This window comes from Pseudarthrobacter sp. NPDC058329 (assembly GCF_042879835.1).
In the GTDB taxonomy this organism is placed as follows: Bacteria; Actinomycetota; Actinomycetes; order Actinomycetales; family Micrococcaceae; genus Arthrobacter.
Genome location: NZ_JBHVZR010000012.1, coordinates 12,924 through 34,264, shown reverse-complemented (window position 1 = coordinate 34,264; position 21,341 = coordinate 12,924). Strand labels below are relative to the sequence as shown.

The 21,341-nt window shown below is 67.0% G+C and carries 17 protein-coding genes; 6 read left to right on the top strand and 11 right to left on the bottom strand.

Annotated elements, in window-relative coordinates; all coding sequences use genetic code 11:
- Nucleotides 1-33 precede the first annotated feature (33 nt).
- From ACFVYC_RS15280 to ACFVYC_RS15265, 4 genes are read right to left on the bottom strand one after another with little or no spacing between them, the layout of a single operon-like run.
- A complete protein-coding gene (locus ACFVYC_RS15280) occupies nt 34-978 on the bottom strand; it encodes an alpha/beta hydrolase (protein WP_387551674.1) in 945 nt (314 codons plus the stop codon).
- Nucleotides 975-1,967: an alpha/beta hydrolase fold domain-containing protein gene (locus tag ACFVYC_RS15275; RefSeq protein ID WP_387551671.1), complete on the bottom strand. Its 993-nt coding sequence runs from the start codon at nt 1,965-1,967 to the stop codon at nt 975-977. Before ACFVYC_RS15275 ends, ACFVYC_RS15280 begins: the two co-directional genes overlap by 4 nt.
- Nucleotides 1,964-2,836: an alpha-L-rhamnosidase C-terminal domain-containing protein gene (locus ACFVYC_RS15270; RefSeq protein ID WP_387551668.1), complete on the bottom strand. Its 873-nt coding sequence runs from the start codon at nt 2,834-2,836 to the stop codon at nt 1,964-1,966. The genes ACFVYC_RS15275 and ACFVYC_RS15270 overlap by 4 nt, the downstream gene beginning before the upstream one ends.
- The gene (locus tag ACFVYC_RS15265; RefSeq protein WP_387551666.1) at nt 2,740-4,710 is read right to left on the bottom strand and encodes a family 78 glycoside hydrolase catalytic domain; all 1,971 of its coding nucleotides are present in this window, start codon (nt 4,708-4,710) and stop codon (nt 2,740-2,742) included. Before ACFVYC_RS15265 ends, ACFVYC_RS15270 begins: the two co-directional genes overlap by 97 nt.
- Nucleotides 4,711-4,857: 147 nt before the next feature.
- Between ACFVYC_RS15265 and ACFVYC_RS15260 the strand changes: the two genes are divergently transcribed.
- The gene (locus ACFVYC_RS15260) at nt 4,858-5,688 is read left to right on the top strand and encodes an IclR family transcriptional regulator (protein ID WP_387551663.1); all 831 of its coding nucleotides are present in this window, start codon (nt 4,858-4,860) and stop codon (nt 5,686-5,688) included.
- Nucleotides 5,689-5,711: 23 nt separating this feature from the next.
- On the opposite strand, the gene ACFVYC_RS15255 is transcribed toward ACFVYC_RS15260, so the two are convergent.
- The 6 genes from ACFVYC_RS15255 to ACFVYC_RS15230 all read right to left on the bottom strand — a co-directional run bounded on the left by ACFVYC_RS15255 (nt 5,712) and on the right by ACFVYC_RS15230 (nt 15,171).
- The gene (locus ACFVYC_RS15255; protein WP_387551660.1) at nt 5,712-7,067 is read right to left on the bottom strand and encodes an Nramp family divalent metal transporter; all 1,356 of its coding nucleotides are present in this window, start codon (nt 7,065-7,067) and stop codon (nt 5,712-5,714) included.
- 127 nt (nt 7,068-7,194) lie between these two features.
- On the bottom strand, nt 7,195-9,492 hold the full coding sequence (locus ACFVYC_RS15250; protein WP_387551657.1) for a family 78 glycoside hydrolase catalytic domain: 2,298 nt from the start codon (nt 9,490-9,492) through the stop codon (nt 7,195-7,197).
- Between the two features lie 33 nt (nt 9,493-9,525).
- Nucleotides 9,526-10,533 (bottom strand): oligopeptide/dipeptide ABC transporter ATP-binding protein, encoded by a 1,008-nt coding sequence (locus ACFVYC_RS15245; protein ID WP_387551654.1) that lies wholly within the window; start codon nt 10,531-10,533, stop codon nt 9,526-9,528.
- Entirely contained in the window at nt 10,530-12,605 is a 2,076-nt protein-coding gene (locus ACFVYC_RS15240; RefSeq protein ID WP_387551651.1) for a dipeptide/oligopeptide/nickel ABC transporter permease/ATP-binding protein, read from the bottom strand. Before ACFVYC_RS15240 ends, ACFVYC_RS15245 begins: the two co-directional genes overlap by 4 nt.
- Complete coding sequence (locus ACFVYC_RS15235) at nt 12,602-13,555, bottom strand: ABC transporter permease (protein ID WP_387551648.1); 954 nt, start codon at nt 13,553-13,555, stop codon at nt 12,602-12,604. Before ACFVYC_RS15235 ends, ACFVYC_RS15240 begins: the two co-directional genes overlap by 4 nt.
- 59 nt (nt 13,556-13,614) lie before the next feature.
- Entirely contained in the window at nt 13,615-15,171 is a 1,557-nt protein-coding gene (locus tag ACFVYC_RS15230; protein WP_387551646.1) for an ABC transporter substrate-binding protein, read from the bottom strand.
- A 224-nt stretch (nt 15,172-15,395) separates the two neighbouring features.
- Here ACFVYC_RS15230 and ACFVYC_RS15225 point away from each other — a divergent pair, with 224 nt between their 5' ends.
- Nucleotides 15,396-16,682 carry a glycoside hydrolase family 1 protein gene (locus tag ACFVYC_RS15225; protein ID WP_387551643.1) on the top strand — a complete coding sequence of 429 codons (1,287 nt, stop codon included), beginning with the start codon at nt 15,396-15,398 and terminating at the stop codon, nt 16,680-16,682.
- Here the strand turns inward: ACFVYC_RS15225 and ACFVYC_RS15220 are convergent.
- Nucleotides 16,657-17,070, bottom strand: a complete 414-nt coding sequence (locus ACFVYC_RS15220) for a hypothetical protein (protein WP_387551641.1) — start codon at nt 17,068-17,070, stop codon at nt 16,657-16,659. The two genes, ACFVYC_RS15225 and ACFVYC_RS15220, sit on opposite strands and share 26 nt — an antisense overlap.
- A gap of 276 nt (nt 17,071-17,346) precedes the next feature.
- Between ACFVYC_RS15220 and ACFVYC_RS15215 the strand changes: the two genes are divergently transcribed.
- The 4 genes from ACFVYC_RS15215 (at nt 17,347) to ACFVYC_RS15200 (ending at nt 21,275) form a co-directional block, all read left to right on the top strand.
- Nucleotides 17,347-17,796, top strand: a complete 450-nt coding sequence (locus ACFVYC_RS15215; RefSeq protein WP_387551638.1) for a helix-turn-helix transcriptional regulator — start codon at nt 17,347-17,349, stop codon at nt 17,794-17,796.
- A complete protein-coding gene (locus tag ACFVYC_RS15210) occupies nt 17,793-18,212 on the top strand; it encodes a VOC family protein (protein WP_387551635.1) in 420 nt (139 codons plus the stop codon). Before ACFVYC_RS15215 ends, ACFVYC_RS15210 begins: the two co-directional genes overlap by 4 nt.
- Before the next feature lie 83 nt (nt 18,213-18,295).
- Nucleotides 18,296-20,698 (top strand): ATP-binding cassette domain-containing protein, encoded by a 2,403-nt coding sequence (locus ACFVYC_RS15205; protein ID WP_387551632.1) that lies wholly within the window; start codon nt 18,296-18,298, stop codon nt 20,696-20,698.
- Nucleotides 20,691-21,275, top strand: coding sequence for an MOSC domain-containing protein (locus ACFVYC_RS15200; protein ID WP_387551629.1), 585 nt, complete (start codon nt 20,691-20,693; stop codon nt 21,273-21,275). Before ACFVYC_RS15205 ends, ACFVYC_RS15200 begins: the two co-directional genes overlap by 8 nt.
- The last annotated feature ends 66 nt before the right edge of the window (nt 21,276-21,341 follow it).

Sequence of the window (21,341 nt, the reverse complement as noted above, 5' to 3'; positions counted from 1 at the left end):
GGTTGTCACCTTCTCCCCCACACGGGGCGGGTGCTACTGCGCCTTCGCCGACTTCAGTTCGTGTGCCAGGAAGTCCAGGACGGGCTGCGCCTCCGGACTGCCCGCAGCGTGGTTGAGGTGGCCGTGGACCGTGCCGCGGGCAAGGAAAAAGGACACCGGAACGCCCGCCTGCTCCAGGTTGGCGGCAAAGAGCTCCGAGGAACCCCGGGCATCGTCGTATTCGCACGCAACGATGGCTGTGGGCGGCAGCCCGGAAGGATCGGCGTAACCGGGCATGGCATACGAGGACGCCATGCTCACCGGGCCGCCCACATAGTTTTCCGCTTGCCGTACCGCGTCTTCGAGGGTGACGCGAAGATGCCTGGGCAGCGTCGCCATCACGTCCTCGTCCAGCCCGCCGGCAGGCGGCGGCAACTCGTCGTGGAGAAACGGGTAAGCCAGCAGAAGTTTCGCGGGAAGCGGTTTGCCGGCGTCCGTTAGGTACAGTGCAGCGCCCACGGCCAGGTTGCCGCCGGCGCCGGCTCCTCCAAGGCACAGGAGCTCCGGAACCAGCCCCAGCTCCGCCGCGTTCCTACGGACCCAGAACCAGGCAGCCAAAGCGTCCTCGTGGGGCACGGGAAAGTGCACACCGTCCCGGGCAAGCCGATAATCCACTGAGAGCACCGGGGTTCCGGAGGCAGCCAGCACCCGGCCCAGGTAGTCGGATTCGGGCATATCCAACCCGCCGCTGACGAAGCCGCCGCCATGCAGCCACACCACTGCCGGCCCCGCTGTCTGCGACGGCTCGCCATAGATACGGATCGCCACCGGCCCGCGCCTTCCCTCGGCAGTGACGGTGCGGAGGGGAACGTCAGGACCGGCCTGGCTGGGCAGGGTCATCGGGCCTTCCGGCGCCGCCAAGTACTGGGCGAAGCCGGCGTCGGGTGCCGGCGTCCCGCCCCCGGCGGGAGCCGCAGACCCCCGCTGCCGGGCGGTCATGGCCGGGCCAGCTTGTCAGAGAAGAAGCCGACGGCGGCAGCAAGGATGGCGTCCAGCTGGTCCTCCGCGCCGAAGAAGCAGTGGTCCCCGCCCTGGATGGTGACCACCCGGTGCTCCACCCCGGCGTCCGCGAGCGCTGCGGCAAGAAGATCCGTCTGTGAATGGGGCACCAGCCCGTCGCTGTCTCCGTGGATCAGCAGGAACGGCGGCGCCCCGGCAGCCACGTAACTGACCGGGCTCGCCGCCGCCAGGAGCGCGGGGTCGTCCGAGCCACCCACCAGCATGTATTCGGGTTGCATCGGCATCCCGGCCGGAACGGCGGCGGTCAAAGCCGGCGGGAACAGTCCGGCCGGAGTGTTGAGGGGCGGGATATCCACGAGCGAGGAAACGCCGTAGAAATCGACGACGGCGCTGACGCCGCTGGGGTTCCCCTGCGCACCGAGGCCGCCGTGCAGGTCTTCCCGGTTACCGGTCAGCCCAAGGAGGGCCACGAGGTGGCCTCCGGCAGACTCGCCCCAGGCTCCGAACCGTTCCGGGTCGACGCCCAGGTCCGCCGCGAATTCCCGCAGGTAGCGGACAGCGGCTTTAAGGTCATGCAGCTGCGCCGGAAACGGTGCTTCCAGGGAATGCCGGTAATCAGCGCTGGCGCACGCAAGCCCCGCCTCGTTCAAGAGGCGAAACACCGAATCAGGCGCAAAGGTGGGGGGCAGCTCCCGCCGGTCACCCAGCTGGAAGGCGCCACCATGGACCCACACCACCAGCGGGGCGGGTCCGGTGGCCTGGCGCGGCAGCCAGATGTCCATCTTGAGCGGCCGGAAGCCGATGGCCCGGGCGTACGTGACTTCGCGGTGCACAGCCGAGATGTCCGAGACGTCCTCGGGAACACCGGGCGGGTCGTAGACGGGGAACGACGGGACGTCCTTATCGCCGGGCCGGGTGGTATCCGGACGTTCGGTTTCGTAGGCCTCGGTGGCTGCGTTGACACTCACGGCGTGCTCCTTGCAAGCAGGGGATTTTCGGTGGTTCCGCCGCCGGCTGCGGCGGTGAAGTGGTGCTTTCCGGGTCCGACGACGGCGGGAAGCCCGCCGGGGAGGCGGACTTCGGCGGTGGTCCCCGGCGGGACGGTCGCACACAGTTGCAGCCCGCCGTCGTCCGTCTTCCACTGCACGTCGATCAGGCCCTGCGGGCCCTGATGCGAGGTGGTGGCAGCGGTCAGACCCGCGCCGGGCCGTGGCTCGATGATGATCCGTTCGTAGCCGGCGTTGCCGGGCGCCTGCCGCAGTCCAGCGGTGTAGCGGTGCAGGAAGGACACCACTGCGCCCTTGCTGTAGTGGTTCAGGGATTGGTGCGGGGTGCCGCAGGCGTCGAGGCCGTTCCAGAGCTCCCACATGGTGGTGGCACCGCGGTCCACCATCGCCAGCCAGGACGGTTCGGAGTCCTGCATGAGGAGTTCGTACGCCAGATCCAGTTCACCGTTGTCGGCGAGGACGGGCAGCAGGTAGGGCGTGGCCAGGAAGCCGGTCCCCACCTGCGTGCCGGCCGCCCTGATCAGCGAAACAAGCTGTGCCGTCACGGCCGCGCGCCCTTCCTGGCTGACCAGATCAAATGCGAGTGCGCGGACATAATTGGCCTGGCTGGGCTGGGTGACCTGCCCGGCCGCGTCCAGGTACTCCGTCTCCCAGGCCTGCCGGACGTGCTCCGAGAGTTCGGCAAGCGCGGCTGACTCATCCGCGCGGCCAAGCGCCTCGGCAATCTTCGCCATCAGGGCAGTGGTGTTCCGGTAGTACGCGGTGGCCACGATGCCGTGATCGGCGGTGCGGGCGCCGAACAGGTCCGGCTCCGGCCCGTCCGGTTCCATCCATTCGCCCAGTGGAAGCCGGTGTCCCAGAGGTACTCCTCATGTGGCACCGGTGTTGGGTTGGCGGCCGCACGGTCCTGGTGCCGGCTGGATTCGGCGGTGGTCCGGACGAAGTCCAGCCAGCGCCTCATGGCGTCCCAGTTCTCGGCGAGGATTCCGGGATCCCCGGTGGCCAGGTAGAGCTCCCACGGCACCATCACGATCGCATCGCCCCAGCCCGCAGACCCGTTTACGAAGGCCATGAAATCGGCCGCCGTGGTGTCCGGGCCGGGCGACGGCGAGATGTTGGCGATGACACCGTTCTCCCATTGGTCGGCGCGGACGTCGTTGAGCCACTTCCGGGAGAAGCCGGTCACGTCGTAGAGGTACGCGGCGGTGGGCACGAACAGTTGCCAGTCCCCCGTCCAGCCGGCCTTCTCCCGCTGCGGGCAGTCGGTGGGGACCTCGCACGCGTTGTCCCGGAAGCTCCACCGCACGATTTCGTGGAGTTTGTTCAGGCGTTTGTCGCTGCACATGAAGGTGCCCAGGGGCTCCAGGTCCGTCTGGACGAGGCAGGCGGTAATGTCCTCCGGGGCCAGGTCCGCGGTGAGGCCCCGAACGGACACGTATTGGAAGCCGTGGGTGGTGTGGCGAGGTTCAAACACTTCGCCAGCAGCGCCCGACGCCGTCACCTCGTCAACCTGCCCGGCGGACAGGAACCGGCCCGGGTGGCGGAAGTCGTGCGGGCGCAGGTGGTCCTGGGTCACGTCGCCGGCGGCGTCCAGCGCCTCGCCGTAAACAAGGGTGACGGTTTCGCCCGCCGCGCCGAGCCTGGAGAGGCGCACCCAGCCGTGGATGTTCTGGCCGAAGTCCACCACCTGGTGGCCTTTCGCCGTTCGCGAGACGCCTACCGGAGTGAGCTCCTCCACGATCCGGGTGGGCGGCGCCAGCGGGCCGGTCAGGGTTTGGTAGCTGCCAGGGCGTACGACGGCGGTGCTGCCCGTGAGTGCCTTCGATTCCCGGGCTGCCTCACTGATGAGCAGCCGGAAGTCCACCCGCTGTCCGCCCATCAGGTCGGCGCTGAGGATCTCCGTCCGTGCAACCAGCCAGGACTCATCGGTGCCGATGACCGTCCTGCTGTCCCCGGACTGCAGCTCCAGCTGTGCAAGGAGGGCTGTGTGCGTGCCGTACATGTCGGCGTCGCGCGTGTAGCCGAACGTTCCCCGGTACCAGCCGTCCGTGAGGACGGCACGGATGGTGTTGGTGCCGGCGCGCAGCAGCGCGGTGATGTCGTACGTCTGGACCTGGAGGGTGGTGTTGTAGCTCGTGGAGCCGGGGGTGAGCTGCTGGTCGCCGACCCGTTCGCCGTTGAGGAACAGTTCGTAAATGCCGTGGGCGGTGGCGTAGGCGCGGGCGGATTCGGGTGCGGCTCCCACGGTGAAGGTTTTCTTCAGGGCGTAGCCGGGGCGCCCTCCGGGTGCCGGAACTCGGGGCTCGTCCGGCCCGATCCACTGCCCGGTCCAGTCGGAGGCGTGCAGGAGTCCCAGCTCCACGGGCATCGGTTCGGACCAGGCGCTTGCGGTCTCTGAGCCGTCGGCATCAGTGCTCCAGGTCCGCACCCGCCACTCGAACCGGCTGCGGGAGCCCAGGGCGGGGCCGGAGTACGGAACCAGGTTGTGCTGCGGGGATTCCACCCGGCCGGTGTCCCAGCCGTTGCTTGCCGTGATCCGGTAGGCGCTTTGTGCAATGACTCCAGCCGGCGGCGACCAGCTGAGGCGCGGCCGGGTGGTGGTGATGCCCATCGGCTCCCGGAGGTGCTCCGCGCGAAGCCGGGTGGGCGCACTCGCTACCATGAGGGTTTCCTCGACGGCGGCGTCGGGACTGGTGGAGGTCATGCAGGGGCTCCTGAACGTGGAGTGGCTGGGGTTCCAGCTTCGTTTCCAGCCGGGGGACGCTCCCAGCGTTCTTTCATTGGTTGGAAGAGTATTGTGGGGTAGCTCACGGACTGCGGTCCGAACCCTCAACGGCGCAAGGACCCCGGCATGGCTGTCCCTTTGGAAACCGAAACCACCCCCACCCGCGGCAAGCGGCCCAAGCAGGGCGAACCGGTGATCGACCGGGCGCTGAGCCTGCTCGCCGTCTTCTCCGACCGCCGTCGCGCGTTGACCCTTTCGGAGCTGGCCCGCCACGCCGGGATGCCCGCGCCCACGGCGCTGCGCCTGATCGCACGCCTGGTGGCATGGGGTGCTCTGGAAAGGCTCGACGACGGCCGTTACGTTGTGGGGGTGCGCTTGTGGGAGGTGGCATCCCTGTCGCCCCGGGGCCATGGCGTGCGGGAAATCGCGCTGCCCTACCTTGAGGACCTGTTCGAGGTAACCCGACACCACGTGCTGCTGGCCGTCCGGGACAACGAGCAGGCGGTGCTCATCGAACGCCTGTCTTCGAAGGATGCCACGGAAGTGGCGTACCGGGTGGGCGGACGCGCGCCGCTGCGGTCCACCGCCGTCGGGCTGGTGCTGCTGGCCGGTGCGGACCAGCAGTTCCAGGAGGCCACGCTGCGGAAGCCACCCGAAAACGAGCCCGGCGTGGACACCATGCCGGAAGGCCAGCTGCGCCGCACGCTGTCCGACGTGCGGCGAACGGGCATTGCCATGATCCGTCGCTCTGCCCCTTCAAGGACGGTGTCCGTGGCGTCGCCGATCTTTGACGCGCAGGGTTCCGTGGTGGCTGCCCTGTCCATTGTGGTCCCGGACGGATCAACCCCGCCCAACGTGCTGGCGCCCGCGGTCCGGGCCACCGCGCGCGCGGTTTCGAGGAACCTGGGGCACCTTGCCGAGGTCAGCCCCGACGTGCGGACGCACTCGGAAGGATAGGCCTTTCAACTGCTCCGCCTTTCCTACCCGCCGAAGAGCGGCGAAAGGGAAGTCCAGAACTGGCGGATGCCCAGGACCACAAACAGCAGGGCGCAAACTCCCAGGGCAATATTGGAGTGAAGTTTGTTGGCCCAGGCCTTGGGGATCCGCCTGCCGTTGAGGAGGCCGAGCAGGGTCAGTGCCAGGAACGGCATGAACAGCGAACCCAAAGCACCGTAAAGCAGGATCAGTCCGATGGGCTGGCCAAGGGCGAAGAGGACCATGGGCGGGAAGGTGAGCCACAGAATGTAGAACTTGAAGTATTTGCCGCCCACCCGGGTATCAGGGTGCCCGGATTCCTTACCTCGCATGTTTCCCCAGAAGTCGGCGAACATCAGGGAAACACCATTCCAGACGCCGATGATGGAGGAGAAGGAAGCGGCCCAGAAACCGACGAGGAAGCCGGTACCCACCACGTCGCCGTACTCCGCCTTTAGGACGTCATAGAGATCCAGGAGCCCTTCATCGCTCGCACTGAGGGAGACACCCGCGGAGCGGACAACCTCCGCGCCCACGATGAGCATGGCGATCACGAAGATCCCGGTCATCACGTAAGCCATCGAGTTGTCGATCCGCATGACCTTCATCCACTTCGGCGTGTACCAGCCCTTTTCGCGGAGCCAGTACCCGTAGGCCGCAAGCGTGATGGTTCCGCCCACGCCGCCAGCCAGAGCCAGGGTGTAGAAGATGCCGTCGTCGGTTGAGGGGATCATCGGGATCAGGCCGGTGAGCATTTCCGGGATGTTTGGCGCGGCAATGATGGCCAGGCCCACCACAGTCACGAACATCATGCCAACCAGCACGGCAGTGATCTTCTCGAAGGTGGCGTACTTGCCCCACCACACCATCGCGAAACCGGCCAGACCCATCAGGATGGCCCATGCCCACAAAGGCAGGATGGGGAACACTGCCGCGAGCGGCAGGGCCGCGGAGGACATGGCAGTGGCTCCGTAGACGAAGCCCCAGATCATGATGTACGGCCCGAAGTACCAGGTGGTCCACTTGCCGAGGGAACGCCACCCCTCGAAGATCGTCTTTCCGGTTGCCAGCGTGTAGCGTCCGGCGCCTTCAACGAGGATGATCTTCAGGACCACGCCAACGATGACAGCCCAGAAGAGGCCGTAACCGTACCGGGAGCCCGCCACCAAAGTGGCCACCATGTCAGCAGCGCCTACGCCGGTGGCTGCAACCACCAGGCCGGGCCCGACGACGCGCCATTTGGCGGGACGGCCGCCATCGTCATCAATCCGGTCGGCATGGCCGGCCTTTGACGCAAGCTGCTGCGGCGGGTTGGCCGGACTGTTCGTTGGGCCGGTGCTGTCCATGGCGCCGTCGCTCATGGCTCCTCCTCGGTGTCGGCTGGTAGACAAAGAACTCCTGCCAACCTACGCGCGAGTGGGGCCACCGCCAAGGCAACCCGCCCGTAATGTCAGCTCCCCGGTCCCTCAGCCATTGCTGTCAACGCCCCTACGCCCCTGTTGGGACCGCCAGCGCTGCAGGCGAGGTGAACTGGTGCGTCCCGCCGCTGACGCTGCGGTGCTCACCGCCCGGAAGTACGACGTCGGCCTCCACTCCCTCAGGTACCGTCGCCTCGAGGAAGAGCCCGTCGTCGTCGAGCTTCCATTCCACGCGGACGGTTCCGTGCGGGGTTTTCAGGGACGTCTTCGCCCAGTTGATGCCTTCGCCCGGCTGCGGTGCGATGAGCACCTTCGCGTAGCCCGGCTCGAGCGGCCGGATGCCGCCGATGGCCTTGTGCAGCCAGTCCGCCACAGCACCCAGTGCGTAGTGGTTGAAGCTGGTCATATCACCAGGATTGATGGTGCCGTCCGGGAGCATTGAATCCCAGCGCTCCCATACGGTGGTGGCTCCCATGGTTACGGGGTAAAGCCAGGACGGGCAGCCTTCCTCAAGCAGCAGGCGGCAGGCCTCGTCCACGTGGCCGGTATCGGTGAGCGCGTGCGTGATGAACGGGGTGCCGGCGAAGCCGGTGGATACGCGGTAGTTGTTTTTCCGGACCAGCTCGGCCAGCCGGTTGCCGGCGAACTCGCGCAGGGCCGCGGTCGCCAGGACGTCGAAGGCAATGGCCAGGGAGTAGACGGTGGTGCAGTCGCTGTGGATGGTTCCGTCCGCCGCAACGTAGTGCTCGGCGAAGGAAGCGCGCACCCGGGCGGCGAGCGCCTCGAAGTACGCTTCGTCGTCGTGCTTCCCCAGGAGCCGGGCGGTTTGCGCGGTGATGCGAGCCGTCCGGTACATGCAGGCGGTGGCCACCACGCCGGTGTCCGCCTTGGCTGCCCACGGCTCGTTGGGGGCAGCATCCGGATCCAGCCAGTCGCCGAACTGGAAGCCGGCGTCCCACAGTCCGGCGGGCGAGAGCAGTCCCTCCACCCGGCGGGAATGCGAAACCATGGACTCGTACTGGTTCTGCAGCACGCTCACATCGCCGTAGGCCTCCCACAGCGCCCAGGGAACCCACACCGACGCCTCGCTCCACAATGCCGAGGACTCGGGCGTGGGATATTCCGGCGGCTGCGGGCAGTACTTCAGCGCGTCAGGTACGGTGATTGGCACCAGCCCGTCCTGTGCCCTTTGTTCGACGGCGAGGTCCAGCAGCCAGTCCTGCAGGAATCCCTTGACGTCGTAAAGGAAGGCCGCGGTGGGGGCGAACACGGCGATGTCACCGGTCCAGCCAAGCCGCTCGTCCCGTTGCGGGCAGTCGGTGGGCAGGTCCAGGAAGTTTCCCCGGAGCCCCCAGACGATGTTGCGGTGCAGCTGGTTGACCAGTTCGTTGGAGCACTCGAAGGTGCCGGTCCGCTCCAGTTCCGAGTGCACCACCACGGCTTCCAGTGAATCCTTGGTCAGGTTCCCGGGCCAGTTGGAAACCTCGGCGTAGCGGAATCCGTGGAACGTTTTGGTGGGCTCGAAGGAGTCCTCACCGCCGGACAGGATAAACGTGTCGGCGGCCTTCGCGGAGCGCAGGGGGCGGACGCCCAGCTCGCCGTCTTCCAGCACTTCTGCGTGGCGGATCGTGATGGTGCGCCCTGCCTCGCCTTTCACGGTGAACCGAATCCAGCCCACCAAATTCTGGCCGAAGTCCACCAGCGTCTTGCCGGTGGGTGACTTGAAGACTTCCCGGGGTTTGACGACGTCGGTGCGCACCACGGGCGGGCCTACCGGCTCGGCCAGCCGGTCGACGTCGAACTCCAGCGCTTGCACACCGCGCCAGGCACCAGCGGACGCGCCGGCGTCGAAGTTCAGCTCCGCCCAGCCGGGCTGATTCCTGCGGGCGTCGATGGTCTGCCCGTCATAGAGGTCGTTGAAAGTGGTGGCGGAGGGGCCGGACTGCCAGGTGGTGTCTGAGGCGACGGACTGGACGAAGCCGTCCTCAAACTCGACGTCCAGCTGCCCGAAGAAGCCAAGCCGGTCCCCATAGAGGTTGGACGTGCCGTGCCAGGCGAGGTGCCCGCGGTACCAGCCGTTGCCAAGGGAGACTCCGATGACCGTGGTGGGCTGCACCAGATCCGTCACGTCGTAGCTGCGGTACCGGAGCCGCCACTCGTATGAGCTCCAGCCGGGGCTAAGTACGTCCTCCCCCACCGGAACGCCGTTGATCGCTGCCTCGTAGACGCCGAAGGCCGTAGCCCTCAGCATCGCCTTGGCAACGCCGCCGTGTCCCCCCTCCAGCCGGAACTCCTTGCGCAGGAGCGGGGCGCCGTCGAAGTCTTCAGTGGGCGTAATCATGGCTGCTTGCCAGGGGGTGGAGGTCATGGAGAAGCGGTCCTTCTGGAGTAGGAAAAAAGATCAGGCGTAGTGGCAGGCGACGGCGGAGCCGCCAACCACCCGGAGTGCAGGCCGTTCAGTGGCGCACAGTTCGGTGGCGAGCGGGCAGCGGAGCCGGAAGGGGCATCCGCCGGGTCCGGGGGTGGCGGCCGCTCCTGTGCGGACGCCGAGGGACTCTCGGGCTTGACGGCGCGCGGCCTGCTCGGCGGGCCGCGGAACCGGGGACGCTGCCACGAGGGCCTGCGTGAAGGGGTGTTTGGGATTCTCGGTGACGGCGGCGGCAGGTCCGCTTTCCATGACCTGCCCGCGGTAGAGCACCACCACCCGCTGGGCCAGGAATTGCACTACGGCGATGTCATGGGCGATGAACAGGTAGCCCAGGCCGCGTTCGTCGCGCAGGTCGGCCAGGAGGTTCAGCACCTGGGCCTGGGTGGAGAGGTCCAGGGCGCTCACGGCTTCGTCGCAGACCACGAGCCTGGGATCGCAGATTAGGGCGCGCGCCACGGAAATGCGCTGCCGCTGGCCTCCCGAGAACTGGCTCGGGTATCGGTCCACGGCCTCGCGCGGCAGTCCCACGCGTTCCAGCATGTCCTCCGCACGCTGCCGGGCTTCGGCAGCATTCACGCCACGGAGCCGGAGCGGTTCGGCCAGCGAGGAACCCACCGTGTTCCGCGGGTTCAGCGAGGAATTTGGGTCCTGGAAGACGGCACGCAGTTCCCCGCCCAGGGCCCGGCGCTGCGCTGCTCCGGCAGCGGCGATGTCCTTGCCTTCGTAGGTGATGGAGCCGTCGGAGACCTTCTGCAGGCCCAGTATCGCCTTGCCAATGGTCGACTTGCCGGACCCGGACTCCCCCACCAACCCCACGGTTTCCCCGGGGGCGACGCTGAAGCTGACACGGTCGACGGCGGGGGGAGCGGCGGCTGCCTTGCGGCCCCGCCCGTACCGGACCACCAGGTCCTTGACTTCCAGCAGCGGCCGGGCGGCAGCGGGAAGCGGGGCTTCCGGGCGGACCGAGGTTGCGGTGCTCATGCGTGATCCTTTTCAACGGTCCGGGTTTCGGACAGGCTCAGAATGTGGTGGCTGGGGACGTCGGTGGCCACCCAGTCCAGGCCTTCGACGGCGAGCTCGTCCGCTTTGACGCAGCGCACCACGCCGTCGCCCGTCCCGGACGGGAGCAGCGGGACAGGAACCAGGCAGGCGGAGCCGGCGAACTGGCAGCGGGCGGCAAAACGGCACGTGGTGGGCCAGTCCTTGGGCTGTGGAACCTGGCCGCTGATGGTGGCCAGCCGTTCCGGCATGTCCGCTGCGTGGTTGGCATGCGGATCCGCGGCGAGCAGGGCCAGCGTGTAGGGGTGGCGCGGGTTGTCCAGGATGTTGTCCGTCCTGCCGCTCTCCACCACCTCGCCCGCATACATCACGGCCACCTGGTCGCAGAGGCCGGCCACAACACCGAGGTCGTGGGTGACCATCACAACGGACATCCCTGTGTCCTTCACCAGGCTGCGCAGCAACGAGAGGATCTCGGCCTGCACGGTGACGTCCAGCGCGGTGGTGGGTTCGTCGGCGACCAGCAGGCGGGGCTGGCCGGAGAGCGCCAAGGCAATGGCGACGCGCTGGGCCATGCCGCCGCTGATCTGATGCGGGTAGGTTTTCAGGATCCGGGCGGCATCCACGATGCCCACCTTTTCCAGCAGGCTGAGGGCCTCGGACTTCGCTTCGGTCCTGCCCATTCCGCGCAGCCGCCGGACGGTGGCGGTGAGCTGGTAGCCCACGGTGAACATGGGGTCCAGGGCGCGCATGGGTTCCTGCGAAATGAGGGCGATGTCGCGGCCGCGGATGCCTTCCATGTCCCTGTCCGTAGCCGCGGCCAGGTTCTTGCCGTTCCAGAGGATCTGGCCGCCGGCCACGGACACCCCGGAGGGCAGCAGGCCCAGGAGGGACAGTGCGGTCATGGTTTTGCCGCAGCCGGATTCGCCCACCAGGCCCAGGACAGTGCCGGGTTCGACGTCGAAGGAGACGTCCGTGACCAGCCGGACCCCCACGCCGCCACCTGCCGAGTCCACCCCTACGGAGAGGTTGCGGACGCTGAGTGTGTCCTTTGGAGCATCCTTTGGAGCCGGAGTAGCGGCCGCGATGGCTGCAACTGCTTTGGCGCGCTGGCGACGGGCCGCGGCGGAGGGCAGGTGCGAGGCGGTGGCGTTCGGCGACTTGCCCAGGGCATTGCCGATGGCGTTGGCGGCCAGGACCGTCAGGGCCAGCACTGCGCCGGTGGGGACCATCAGCCAGGGTGCGTCGTAGACGTGCTGGGAAGCGCCCTGGATCATGCCGCCCCAGCTCGGCTGAGGGATGGGCGGACCGAAGCCGATGAACGCCAGGCCTGCCTGGATGAGCATGCCGACGGCGAAGATCAGGGCGGCCTGCACCACGATCGTATTCGTGAGCCCTGGCAGCACGTGGCGGAGGCTGATGCCGGCCGTGCCCATGCCGTCCACCTTGGCCGCGTCCACGTAAAGCTGGGACTGCAGGGACTTGGCCTGGCCCAGCACTACCCGGTACAGGCCCGCGGAAATCAGCACGCCGAAGATCCCCATGACCAGCGGGATGTTGGTCCCCACGGCGCCGATCACGGCCAGGATGATCACCATGCCCGGCAGCGACATCATGATTTCAGTGACGCGGCTGATCACGTTCTCCGTGCGCTCACCCCCCGCTGCGGCGAGCATCGCCAGAGTCGTGCCAAGCCCGACGGCGACAATCACGGTGATCATCGACGATCCCAGCGTGCCGGCTGCGGAAGCGAAGATGCGGCTCAGCAGGTCACGGCCCAGTTCGTCGGTGCCGAGCCAATGGGCGGCTGTGGGTCCGGACAGGACCGCGGTGAAGTCCTGGTCCTCGGTCTTGAAGGGCAGCCACAGCGGCGCGGTGAGGGAGGCGGCCACCAGCGCAGCCAGCCAGATGACTCCGGCGATGCTGGCAGGCGAGCCGAACAGCTTACTGCCGGAGAACTTCTTCGCGGCACTCTGGCGCCGCGGTCCGGGAACAACGGCAGGCGCCGTCGGCTCCGCGGAATCTGCAGATACGGGGGCAACGTTGGGGATCATGAGGCACGCAACTTCGGGTCGAGGAACTTGGTGGTGAGTTCCAGCACCAGGTTCACGGCAACCACCACAACGGTGGCGATTACAACCACGCCCTGCACGGACGGGGCGTCATGGGTGCTGACGGAGTTCTGGACGGCCTGGCCCAGGCCCGGCATGGCGAACAGCTGCTCGGCGATGACGGAGCCGCCAAAAAGCTGGATGAACTGCAGCGCAATGCCGGCCACGATGGGGAGGCTGGCATAGCGCAACGCGTGGACGTACAGGATCTTCCACGTGGGGGTGGCCGTGGCACGCAGGGTACGGATGTGTTCCTGCTGAAGCGCCTCGAGCATGGAGGCCCGGGTTTGGCGGGCAATGAACGCCGCCCCGCCCACGGCCAGGGTGATCACCGGCAGTGCCAGCGAGAGCGCCCAGTCCTGCGGGGAGTCCTCGAACGGCACGTAGCCGGTGGCCGGAAAGACTGAGGACTGGACGGCCAGGAGGTAAACGAAGATGATGCCGATCCAGAAAGCCGGGAGGGCCACGGCCATGCCGGCCACGCCGCCGATGATGCGGTCCACCATGCCACCGCGGACAGCTGCGGTAACACCCAGGGCGATACCGAAGACTGCGCTGAGCAGGGTGGCTCCGGCCGCAAGGGAAGCGGTGACGGGAAGCCTGCTGGCCAGATCCGCGCTCACGGAGCGTCCGTCAATGAGCGAGATGCCGAGGTCTCCTTGGACGGCGGCGCTGAGCCAGGTGAAGAACTGCGCCACGAGCGGATCATTCCACCCGAGCCGCTGGTTGACTTCGTTGATCGCTTCCTGGGAGGCGCCTGCGCCGAGGGAGACGGCTCCCGGGCTGCCGGGCATTGCGTGCACCAGCAGGAATGCCAGCACCGCAACCACCAGCACGGTGGCCAGCGCCATGAGCAGGCGCTTGGTGATAAATAGTGCCAAGGTGACCTCCATCGGTCAGGCTTTCCGGGCGGCCGTCCCGCCAGGGGCGGCCGCCCGGAAAGTTCTGGGTATTAGCTGGCCGGCTTGTAGGACGAGAGGAGCGGGTAGGCGTTGGTGCCGGCGAACTCCACCGGGGCTACCTTCTTGGTGTTGTAGCCCTGGTTGGTGAGCGCCTCGTACAGCGGGATCATCCAGCCGGACTCCACCAGTCGGGTGTTCAGCTTGGTGGCTGCTGCCTTGACGGCGGCGTCGTCCTTGGCGGCAGCCAGCTCGCCGGTGGCTGCGCTGAGCTGGTCATCGGTGGCCTTCTGCACGTTGGTGAAGCCGTTCAGGACAGCTCCGTACATCACGCCGACGGGGTTGTCCCAGTTCAAGGGCGCGTAGCCCAGGGGCGTGGTGGCGACAGCTGCGAAGGCTTCGTCAGTGGAGGAGGACATCTTCACGTTCATGGTGACTCCGACGGCGGCGAGGTCCTTCTGGACTGCCTGCAGGTCCGTCTGCGTCTGGGCGCTGGCGATGATGGTGAACTCGAAGCCGTTCGGATAGCCGGCTTCGGCCAGGAGGCTCCTGGCCGTGTCCGGGCTGTAGGCGAACTTGGTTTCAATGTCCCTGGTGAAGCCTGCGGAGTCCTTGGGCAGGGCGTTCCAGGCGGGGATGTCACCCTTGTGCAGTGCGTCCACCAGGGCCTGGCGGTTGATGGCGTACTGGAAGGCCTGCCGGACCTTTTCTTCTGCGAATGCGGGGGCGGTCTTGCCGATCTTGTCGAACGAGATCATGGTGTTGACCGTGCCGCCGATCTGCGAGACGCCAATGCCCTTGGTCTTGACGAAGTCAACGGTGTTGGAAGTCAGCATTGCCACGTCCGCCTGGCCCGAAACCACGGCGTTGGCGCGGGCCTGCGGGTCCTGGACCACGCTGAAGATGACCTTGTCGAAGGCGTACTTCGTTGCTTCCGGGCTCTTGCTGTTCTTTACCAGGACGTACTTGTTGCCCTTAACCGTGCTGGGATCCAGGGTGTAGGGGCCGGACCCGTCCGGGGTGGCGGCGAGGCTTGCGGTGTCCGTGACGCCGTTTTTGCCAACGATCATGCCGGTGGTGGAGGCCAGGTTCTTCTCGAAGCCGGGCTGGGGCGTGGCAAAGGTCAGGGCCACCTGGGTGGGGCTCACGACGTCGACGGAGGCGATTTCCTGGGCGCCGCCCTTTGCGACCGCCGAGTAGGCGCTCAGCGCGGGATCGGACCGGCGGTCGAGGTTGGCCTTGACCAGTTCGGCGTCGAGCTTGGACCCGTCCGTGAAGGTCACGTCATCCTTGAGCGTCAGCGTCAGGACGGTGTTGTCTGCGTTGTAGCTGAACTCCTTGGCCAGGCCGGGCCCGGCCGAGCCGTCCGGCTGCAGCGTCATCAGGCTCTCGTAAAGGCCCTCGAAGAACTGCCGCTGGGCAGCCGAGACGCGCAGCGGATCGAAACCGAACGATGCCGAGTCGCTGTCGATGGCCAGGGTCAGGGAGCTGGTGTCGGCTTTGGCGGCGGCCTGGCTGGAACCGCCGCCGCAGGCGGTCAGCGATCCCAGCAGGAGGGCTCCGGCCAGAACGGCGGAGCTCGCACGGGCCGTGGAGTTCAGGAGTTTCATGTAGTGCGCCTTTGCATTCTGATGTGACGACGGAGAAGAACGTTGTGGGGCCTGGCTGCTCGCCGGCTCCCCACCAGCATCAGCCGCGGGCAAGCGCGGCTCACATCAGAATGTCATTGATTGAAAAAGTATTGTGGCCCCGGTCACGCGGCGCGAAAGGATTGGAAGCCAGGGCAGAGAGGCCCCGATGCGCCTTCGCACGGCGCTGAATTGAAAGGATCCACATGACCGTCCCCACAACATTCCCCCAGGACTTCCTCTGGGGCGTCGCGAGCGCAGGCCACCAGGTGGAAGGAAACAACGTCAACAGCGACACCTGGTTCCTGGAACATCTGCCCGGCAGTATGTTTTCCGAGCCGTCAGGTGACGCTGTGGACCACTACCACCGCTACCGCGAGGACATCGCCCTGATCGCAAGCCTTGGATTCACCACTTACCGCTTCTCCATCGAGTGGGCACGCATCGAGCCGGAAGAAGGTTTGTTCTCCCAGGCCGAGCTGGACCATTACCGCCGCATGCTGGAGGCCTGCCACGAGCACGGCCTCACCCCCGTGGTCACGTTCCACCACTTCACGTCCCCGCGCTGGCTCCTTGCCCTGGGCGGCTGGGAAGGTGCTCGGACAGCCGAGCTTTTTGCCCGCTACTGCGAAACCGTGATGGCGCACCTGGGTGACCTGATCGGCGTCGCCTGCACGCTGAATGAACCTAACCTGCCGTGGCTGCTGGAGTCCTTCGGCATCGGCGGCGTGGCCCCGGAAAACAGGGGTTCCGTTCCCGTGTGGGCCGCAGCAGCGGAACGCCTTGGCGTGGAGGCCAGCACGATTGCCCCCTTCCAGTTCTGCTCCACGGAGGCCGGGTTCGACGTGAAGCTGGCCGCACACCGGGCCGCGACTGCTGTCATCAAGGCCCGCCGGCCTGAGCTTCAGGTGGGGTGGACGCTCGCCAACTCGGACATCCAGTCGATAGAGGGAGGCGAGGAGCTTGCCGGCAAGGTACGCCGCGACGTCAACGAACGCTTCCTGGAGGCCTCGCGCGGCGATGACTTCGTGGGCATCCAGACTTATGGCCGGACAGTCTACGGACCGGATGGCCACGCACCCGCCCCGGACGGCGTCCCCACCAACCAGATGGGAGAAGAGATCTACCCTCAAGCCCTGGCGGCAACCATTCGGGAAGCTGCCCGTATTGCCGGCATCCCGGTGATGGTTACCGAAAACGGCCTGGCCACCGAAGATGACACACAGCGCGTGGACTACCTCGGCGTCGCCGTGGACTGCGTGGCCTCCTGCCTTGCGGACGGCATCGACGTCCGCGGTTACATCGCATGGACGGCCTTCGACAACTTTGAATGGGTGTTCGGGTACGGGCCGAAGTTCGGCCTTATCGCCGTGGACCGGGAGACCCAGGAGCGGACCCCGAAGGAGAGCGCGCGCTGGCTGGGCCGGCAGGCGCAGGTGCACGCGGCGGGGGCAAGCGAAGCAGAGGTCAGCAGGGCACCCCAGCCGGCCTGACCGCCGTCGCGCAGTCACTGGGCGCGCGGTGCACGTCCGTGACAAGTGGCATTGACCCGGTAAGGACCTCAACAACAGCAAGCTGACCGGTGGTGTCCGGGACGCCAGGGAACTGAACTTCTGGGTGTTCCGCCGGCACCACCGGCTGAGGGCTCGCGGCGCGCATGCGGAACAGCGCGATGGCGGAGATGAGGAACCACGCCACGTTCGTCACCACGGAAGGCCAGGCCCCGTGGAACGTGCCGTTGATGATGAAGGCAACGGCACCAAAGAGATTGGCGGTCTGAAAGCCCCTGCCGGCTTTCAGCCAGCCCATGGAAACTGACAGGTATGCACTGAGAATCGCGACCGCGCCGGCCCAGCCGGCGATTTCCCACAGCAGTTCCATGGTGTCCTTTCAGGGTGTTGCCTGCAGGGGGCAGGGCAGGGGTGTTGATGGGGTCTTGCAAGGGGGTGGTTTTTTGCCTGGCTCCAAGGCCGGATTAGCTGGCTGGATCAGGCATCGCCGGACAAATCGTTTACTCGAGCCCGTACCCGGGCGAGGACCTCATTTTGTTGGTCGGCGGGATAATCATACTCTGCGGAAAGGGCCTCTTTTGACGCGATGATCCGGCTGCCCGCGAACCTCTGGACATCTCCCCCGGGGCGTAGCACGATCTGAGATGTGACCACCAGCCCCGACTCCGATCCGCGCCTGCGTGAGCTTCGAGAGCTCCGCCGCGTCAAGGACAGGATCGACAGGGAGTACGCGCAGCCGCTGGACGTTGAATCCCTGGCCCGTGGGGTCCACATGTCCGCCGGGCACCTCAGCCGCAGGTTCAAGCTCGCCTACCAGGAATCGCCCTACAGCTACCTCATGACGCGGCGCATTGAACGGGCCATGGCGCTGCTGCGCCGTGGTGACCTTTCCGTCACGGACGTGTGCTTCGCCGTCGGCTGCTCCTCCCTGGGAACCTTCAGCACCCGCTTCACCGAGCTGGTGGGCATGCCGCCGAGCGTGTACAAACAGGAAGCGGCAAGCTCGACGGCGGGCATCCCCGCGTGCGTGGCGAAACAGGTCACCAAACCGGTCAGGAATCGAGAAGCGGCCGCCCCGGAGCCGCAACTAGCATGACTGCCATGAACATCAACATCAGCTCCAGCTTCCTTCCGCACACCGATCCGGACGCCTCCCTGGCGTTCTACCGCGACGCCCTCGGCTTCGAAATCCGCAACGATGTTGGCCGCGGCACCATGCGGTGGATCACCGTGGGCCCCGCCGGGCAGCCCGACGTTTCGATCGTCCTGTACCCGCCTGCGGTGGACCCCGGCATCACAGACGACGAACGCCGCACCATCGCCGAAATGATGGCCAAGGGCACGTACGCCACCGTCATCCTCTCCGCCCCGGACGTGGACGCCGCGTTCGCCCAGGTCGAGGCGAGCGGGGCCGACGTCGTCCAGGAACCGGTCGACCAGCCCTACGGGATCCGCGACTGCGCCTTCCGCGACCCGGCCGGCAACACCGTCCGCATCAACCAGAAGCCCTGAGCTGGGAGGATTGAACCAGCGACGCCGGGGGGGAGGTTGCGAGCGCGGACTCCCCCGGCACAAGCCCAACAGATGGAGACCCGATGAGCACGGACACCAGTACCGCCACCAGCAGCGATCCCCGGACGAACGGGCAGCACGCTGCCGACACCCACGACCTGATCCGTGTGCAGGGCGCGCGGGAAAACAACCTCAAGAACGTCAGCGTGGAGCTGCCCAAGCGCCGGCTGACGGTGTTCACCGGCGTGTCCGGCTCAGGCAAGAGCTCGCTCGTGTTCGCCACCATCGCCGCAGAGTCACAGCGCATGATCAACGAAACCTACAGCGCGTTCGTCCAGGGCTTTATGCCCTCACTGGCCCGCCCCGAGGTGGACTTCCTGGAAGGACTCACGACGGCGATCATCGTGGACCAGGAGCGCATGGGCGCCAACCCCCGCTCCACGGTGGGCACCGCCACCGACGCCAACGCCATGCTGCGCATCCTCTTCAGCCGCCTCGGATCCCCGTACGTTGGCCCGCCCACGGCCTATTCCTTCAATGTGCCCACCCGCAAGGCCAGCGGCGTGATGTCCACCGAGAAGGGCGGGCGGGTGGAAAAGGCCGTGGTCCAGCAGGCGGTGTACCTGGGTGGCATGTGCCCGCGGTGTGAAGGAATGGGCGCCGTCAGCGACATCGACCGCACAGCACTGTACGACGACGAAAAGTCCCTGGCCGAGGGTGCGCTGACTGTTCCGGGCTACTCGATGGACGGGTGGTACGGGCGATTGTTCGAGGGCATGGGCCTGCCAATGGACAAGCCGATCGCGAAGTTCACCCCGAAGCAGCTGGACACGATGCTGTTTGCCGAGCCCACCAAAATCAAGGTGGAGGGCGTTAACCTGACATTCGAGGGGATCATCCCCAAGATCCAGAAGTCCATGCTGTCCAAGGACCCCGAGGCGATGCAGCCGCACGTGCGCCGGTTCGTGGAGCGGGCCGTGACGTTCCAGACCTGCCCCGAGTGCGACGGGACCCGGCTGACCCGGCAGGCCCTGTCTTCCAAAATCAACGGCAGGAACATCGCCGAGCTGTGCCAGATGCAGATCAGCGACCTCGCCGGATGGGTCCGCGACCTCAAGGATCCCTCCGTGACTCCCCTGCTCAAGGGCCTCCAGCACCTGCTCGATTCGTTCTCCGACATAGGCCTGGGCTACCTCAGCCTCGACCGGCCCGCCGGCACCCTGTCCGGCGGTGAGGCCCAGCGCACCAAGATGATCCGGCACCTTGGGTCCTCGCTCACCGACGTCACCTACGTTTTTGACGAGCCCACCATCGGGCTCCACCCCCACGACATCGAGCGGATGAACCAGCTCCTGCTGCAGCTGCGGGACAAGGGCAACACTGTGCTGGTGGTGGAGCACAAACCGGAAACCATCGCCATCGCTGACCACATTGTTGACCTGGGGCCGGGAGCGGGCAGCGCCGGCGGCACGGTCTGCTTCGAGGGCCCGGTCGAGGACCTGCGGGACAGCGGCACCATCACGGGGCGGCACCTCGGGGACCGCGCGGCCCTCAAGGACGCGGTCCGGAAGGCCTCGGGGGCGCTGGAGGTGCGGGGTGCGTCGACGCACAACCTGCAGGGTGTCGACGTCGATATCCCCTTGGGTGTCCTCACGGTAGTTACCGGGGTGGCCGGCTCGGGCAAGAGTTCGCTGATCCATGGCTCGGTGGCCAAGCGCGACGGCGTGGTGGTGATTGACCAGGGTGCCATCAAGGGTTCCCGGCGCAGCAACCCCGCGACGTACACGGGTCTGCTGGAGCCCATCCGCAAGGCGTTCGCGAAGGCCAATGGCGTGAAGCCGGCGCTGTTCAGCTCCAATTCCGAGGGCGCCTGCCCCACCTGCAACGGTGCCGGCGTCATCTTCACGGAACTGGGCGTGATGGCCACGGTCGAGTCACCCTGCGAGGACTGCGAGGGCCGCCGCTTCCAGGCTGCGGTACTGGAATACACCCTCGGCGGGAAGAACATCGCCGAGGTCCTGGCTATGTCCGTCACCGAAGCCGCCGCCTTCTTTGCGGAGGGCGAGGCCAAAACACCGCCTGCCCGGACCGTCCTCGACCGGCTTGAGGACGTGGGACTGGGCTACCTAAGCCTCGGCCAGCCGCTCACCACGCTCTCCGGCGGCGAGCGCCAGCGGCTCAAGCTCGCCACCCAGATGGCCGAGAAGGGCGACGTCTACGTTCTTGACGAACCCACCACCGGCCTGCACCTCGCCGACGTCGAAAACCTGCTGGGCCTGCTGGACCGGCTGGTTGAGTCCGGCAAGTCCGTGATCGTTATCGAGCATCACCAGGCAGTGATGGCCCACGCGGACTGGCTCATCGACCTGGGTCCGGGAGCAGGGCACGACGGCGGGCTGATCGTTTTCGAGGGAACGCCGGCTGATCTTGTGGCTGACGCATCGACGCTCACCGGCAAGCACCTGGCCGCCTACGTCGGTGGGTGAGCCTGTCCAAGCCCGCCATCGGTACGACGTCGAGATCCTGCACCTGCTGGTGTCGCCGGCGCACGCCTATTTCGGGCGGGCACGGGATGGTGTGGCGGACGTCCCGACCGTTGACGCTGAAGCTGCCGAGGTGGTGGCGGGCAAGGGCATTGTGGGCGACCGGTTCTTCGGCAAGGCGGCACACATGGACGCCGCGGTGACCCTGTTCGCCGTCGAGGCCCTGGAAGCGATGGCCGCGGAGCTTGGTGTCGGGCCTTTTGATCCGCTGGCACCCCGGCGGAACGTCGTCCTGCGGGGTGCGCACCTGGCTCCGCTCCTGGGCCAGGACTTCGCGCTGGAGTCGGGCGGCTCCGTGGTGGAGTTCCACGGCGGCCGCCCGGCCCATCCTTGCGCCTGGATGAACGAGGTTTTGGCACCCGGCGGGCACGCCGCGATGCGCGGCAGGGGCGGCATCCGTTGCCGCGCCTTGTCCAGTGGCCTGCTGCACCGCGGTCCGGCGGTGCTGATCAGCCCCGTTCCGCTGGATCCGGAGCAGGCTGGGGTGCCGAGTTTGCTGCGGCCGGGCCGGTTGCCATAGGCATGCCTGTGTACGTTCGTACGCAACTAATGTACGATCGTACCTAAGCGAGTTGCGCCGAGGGAG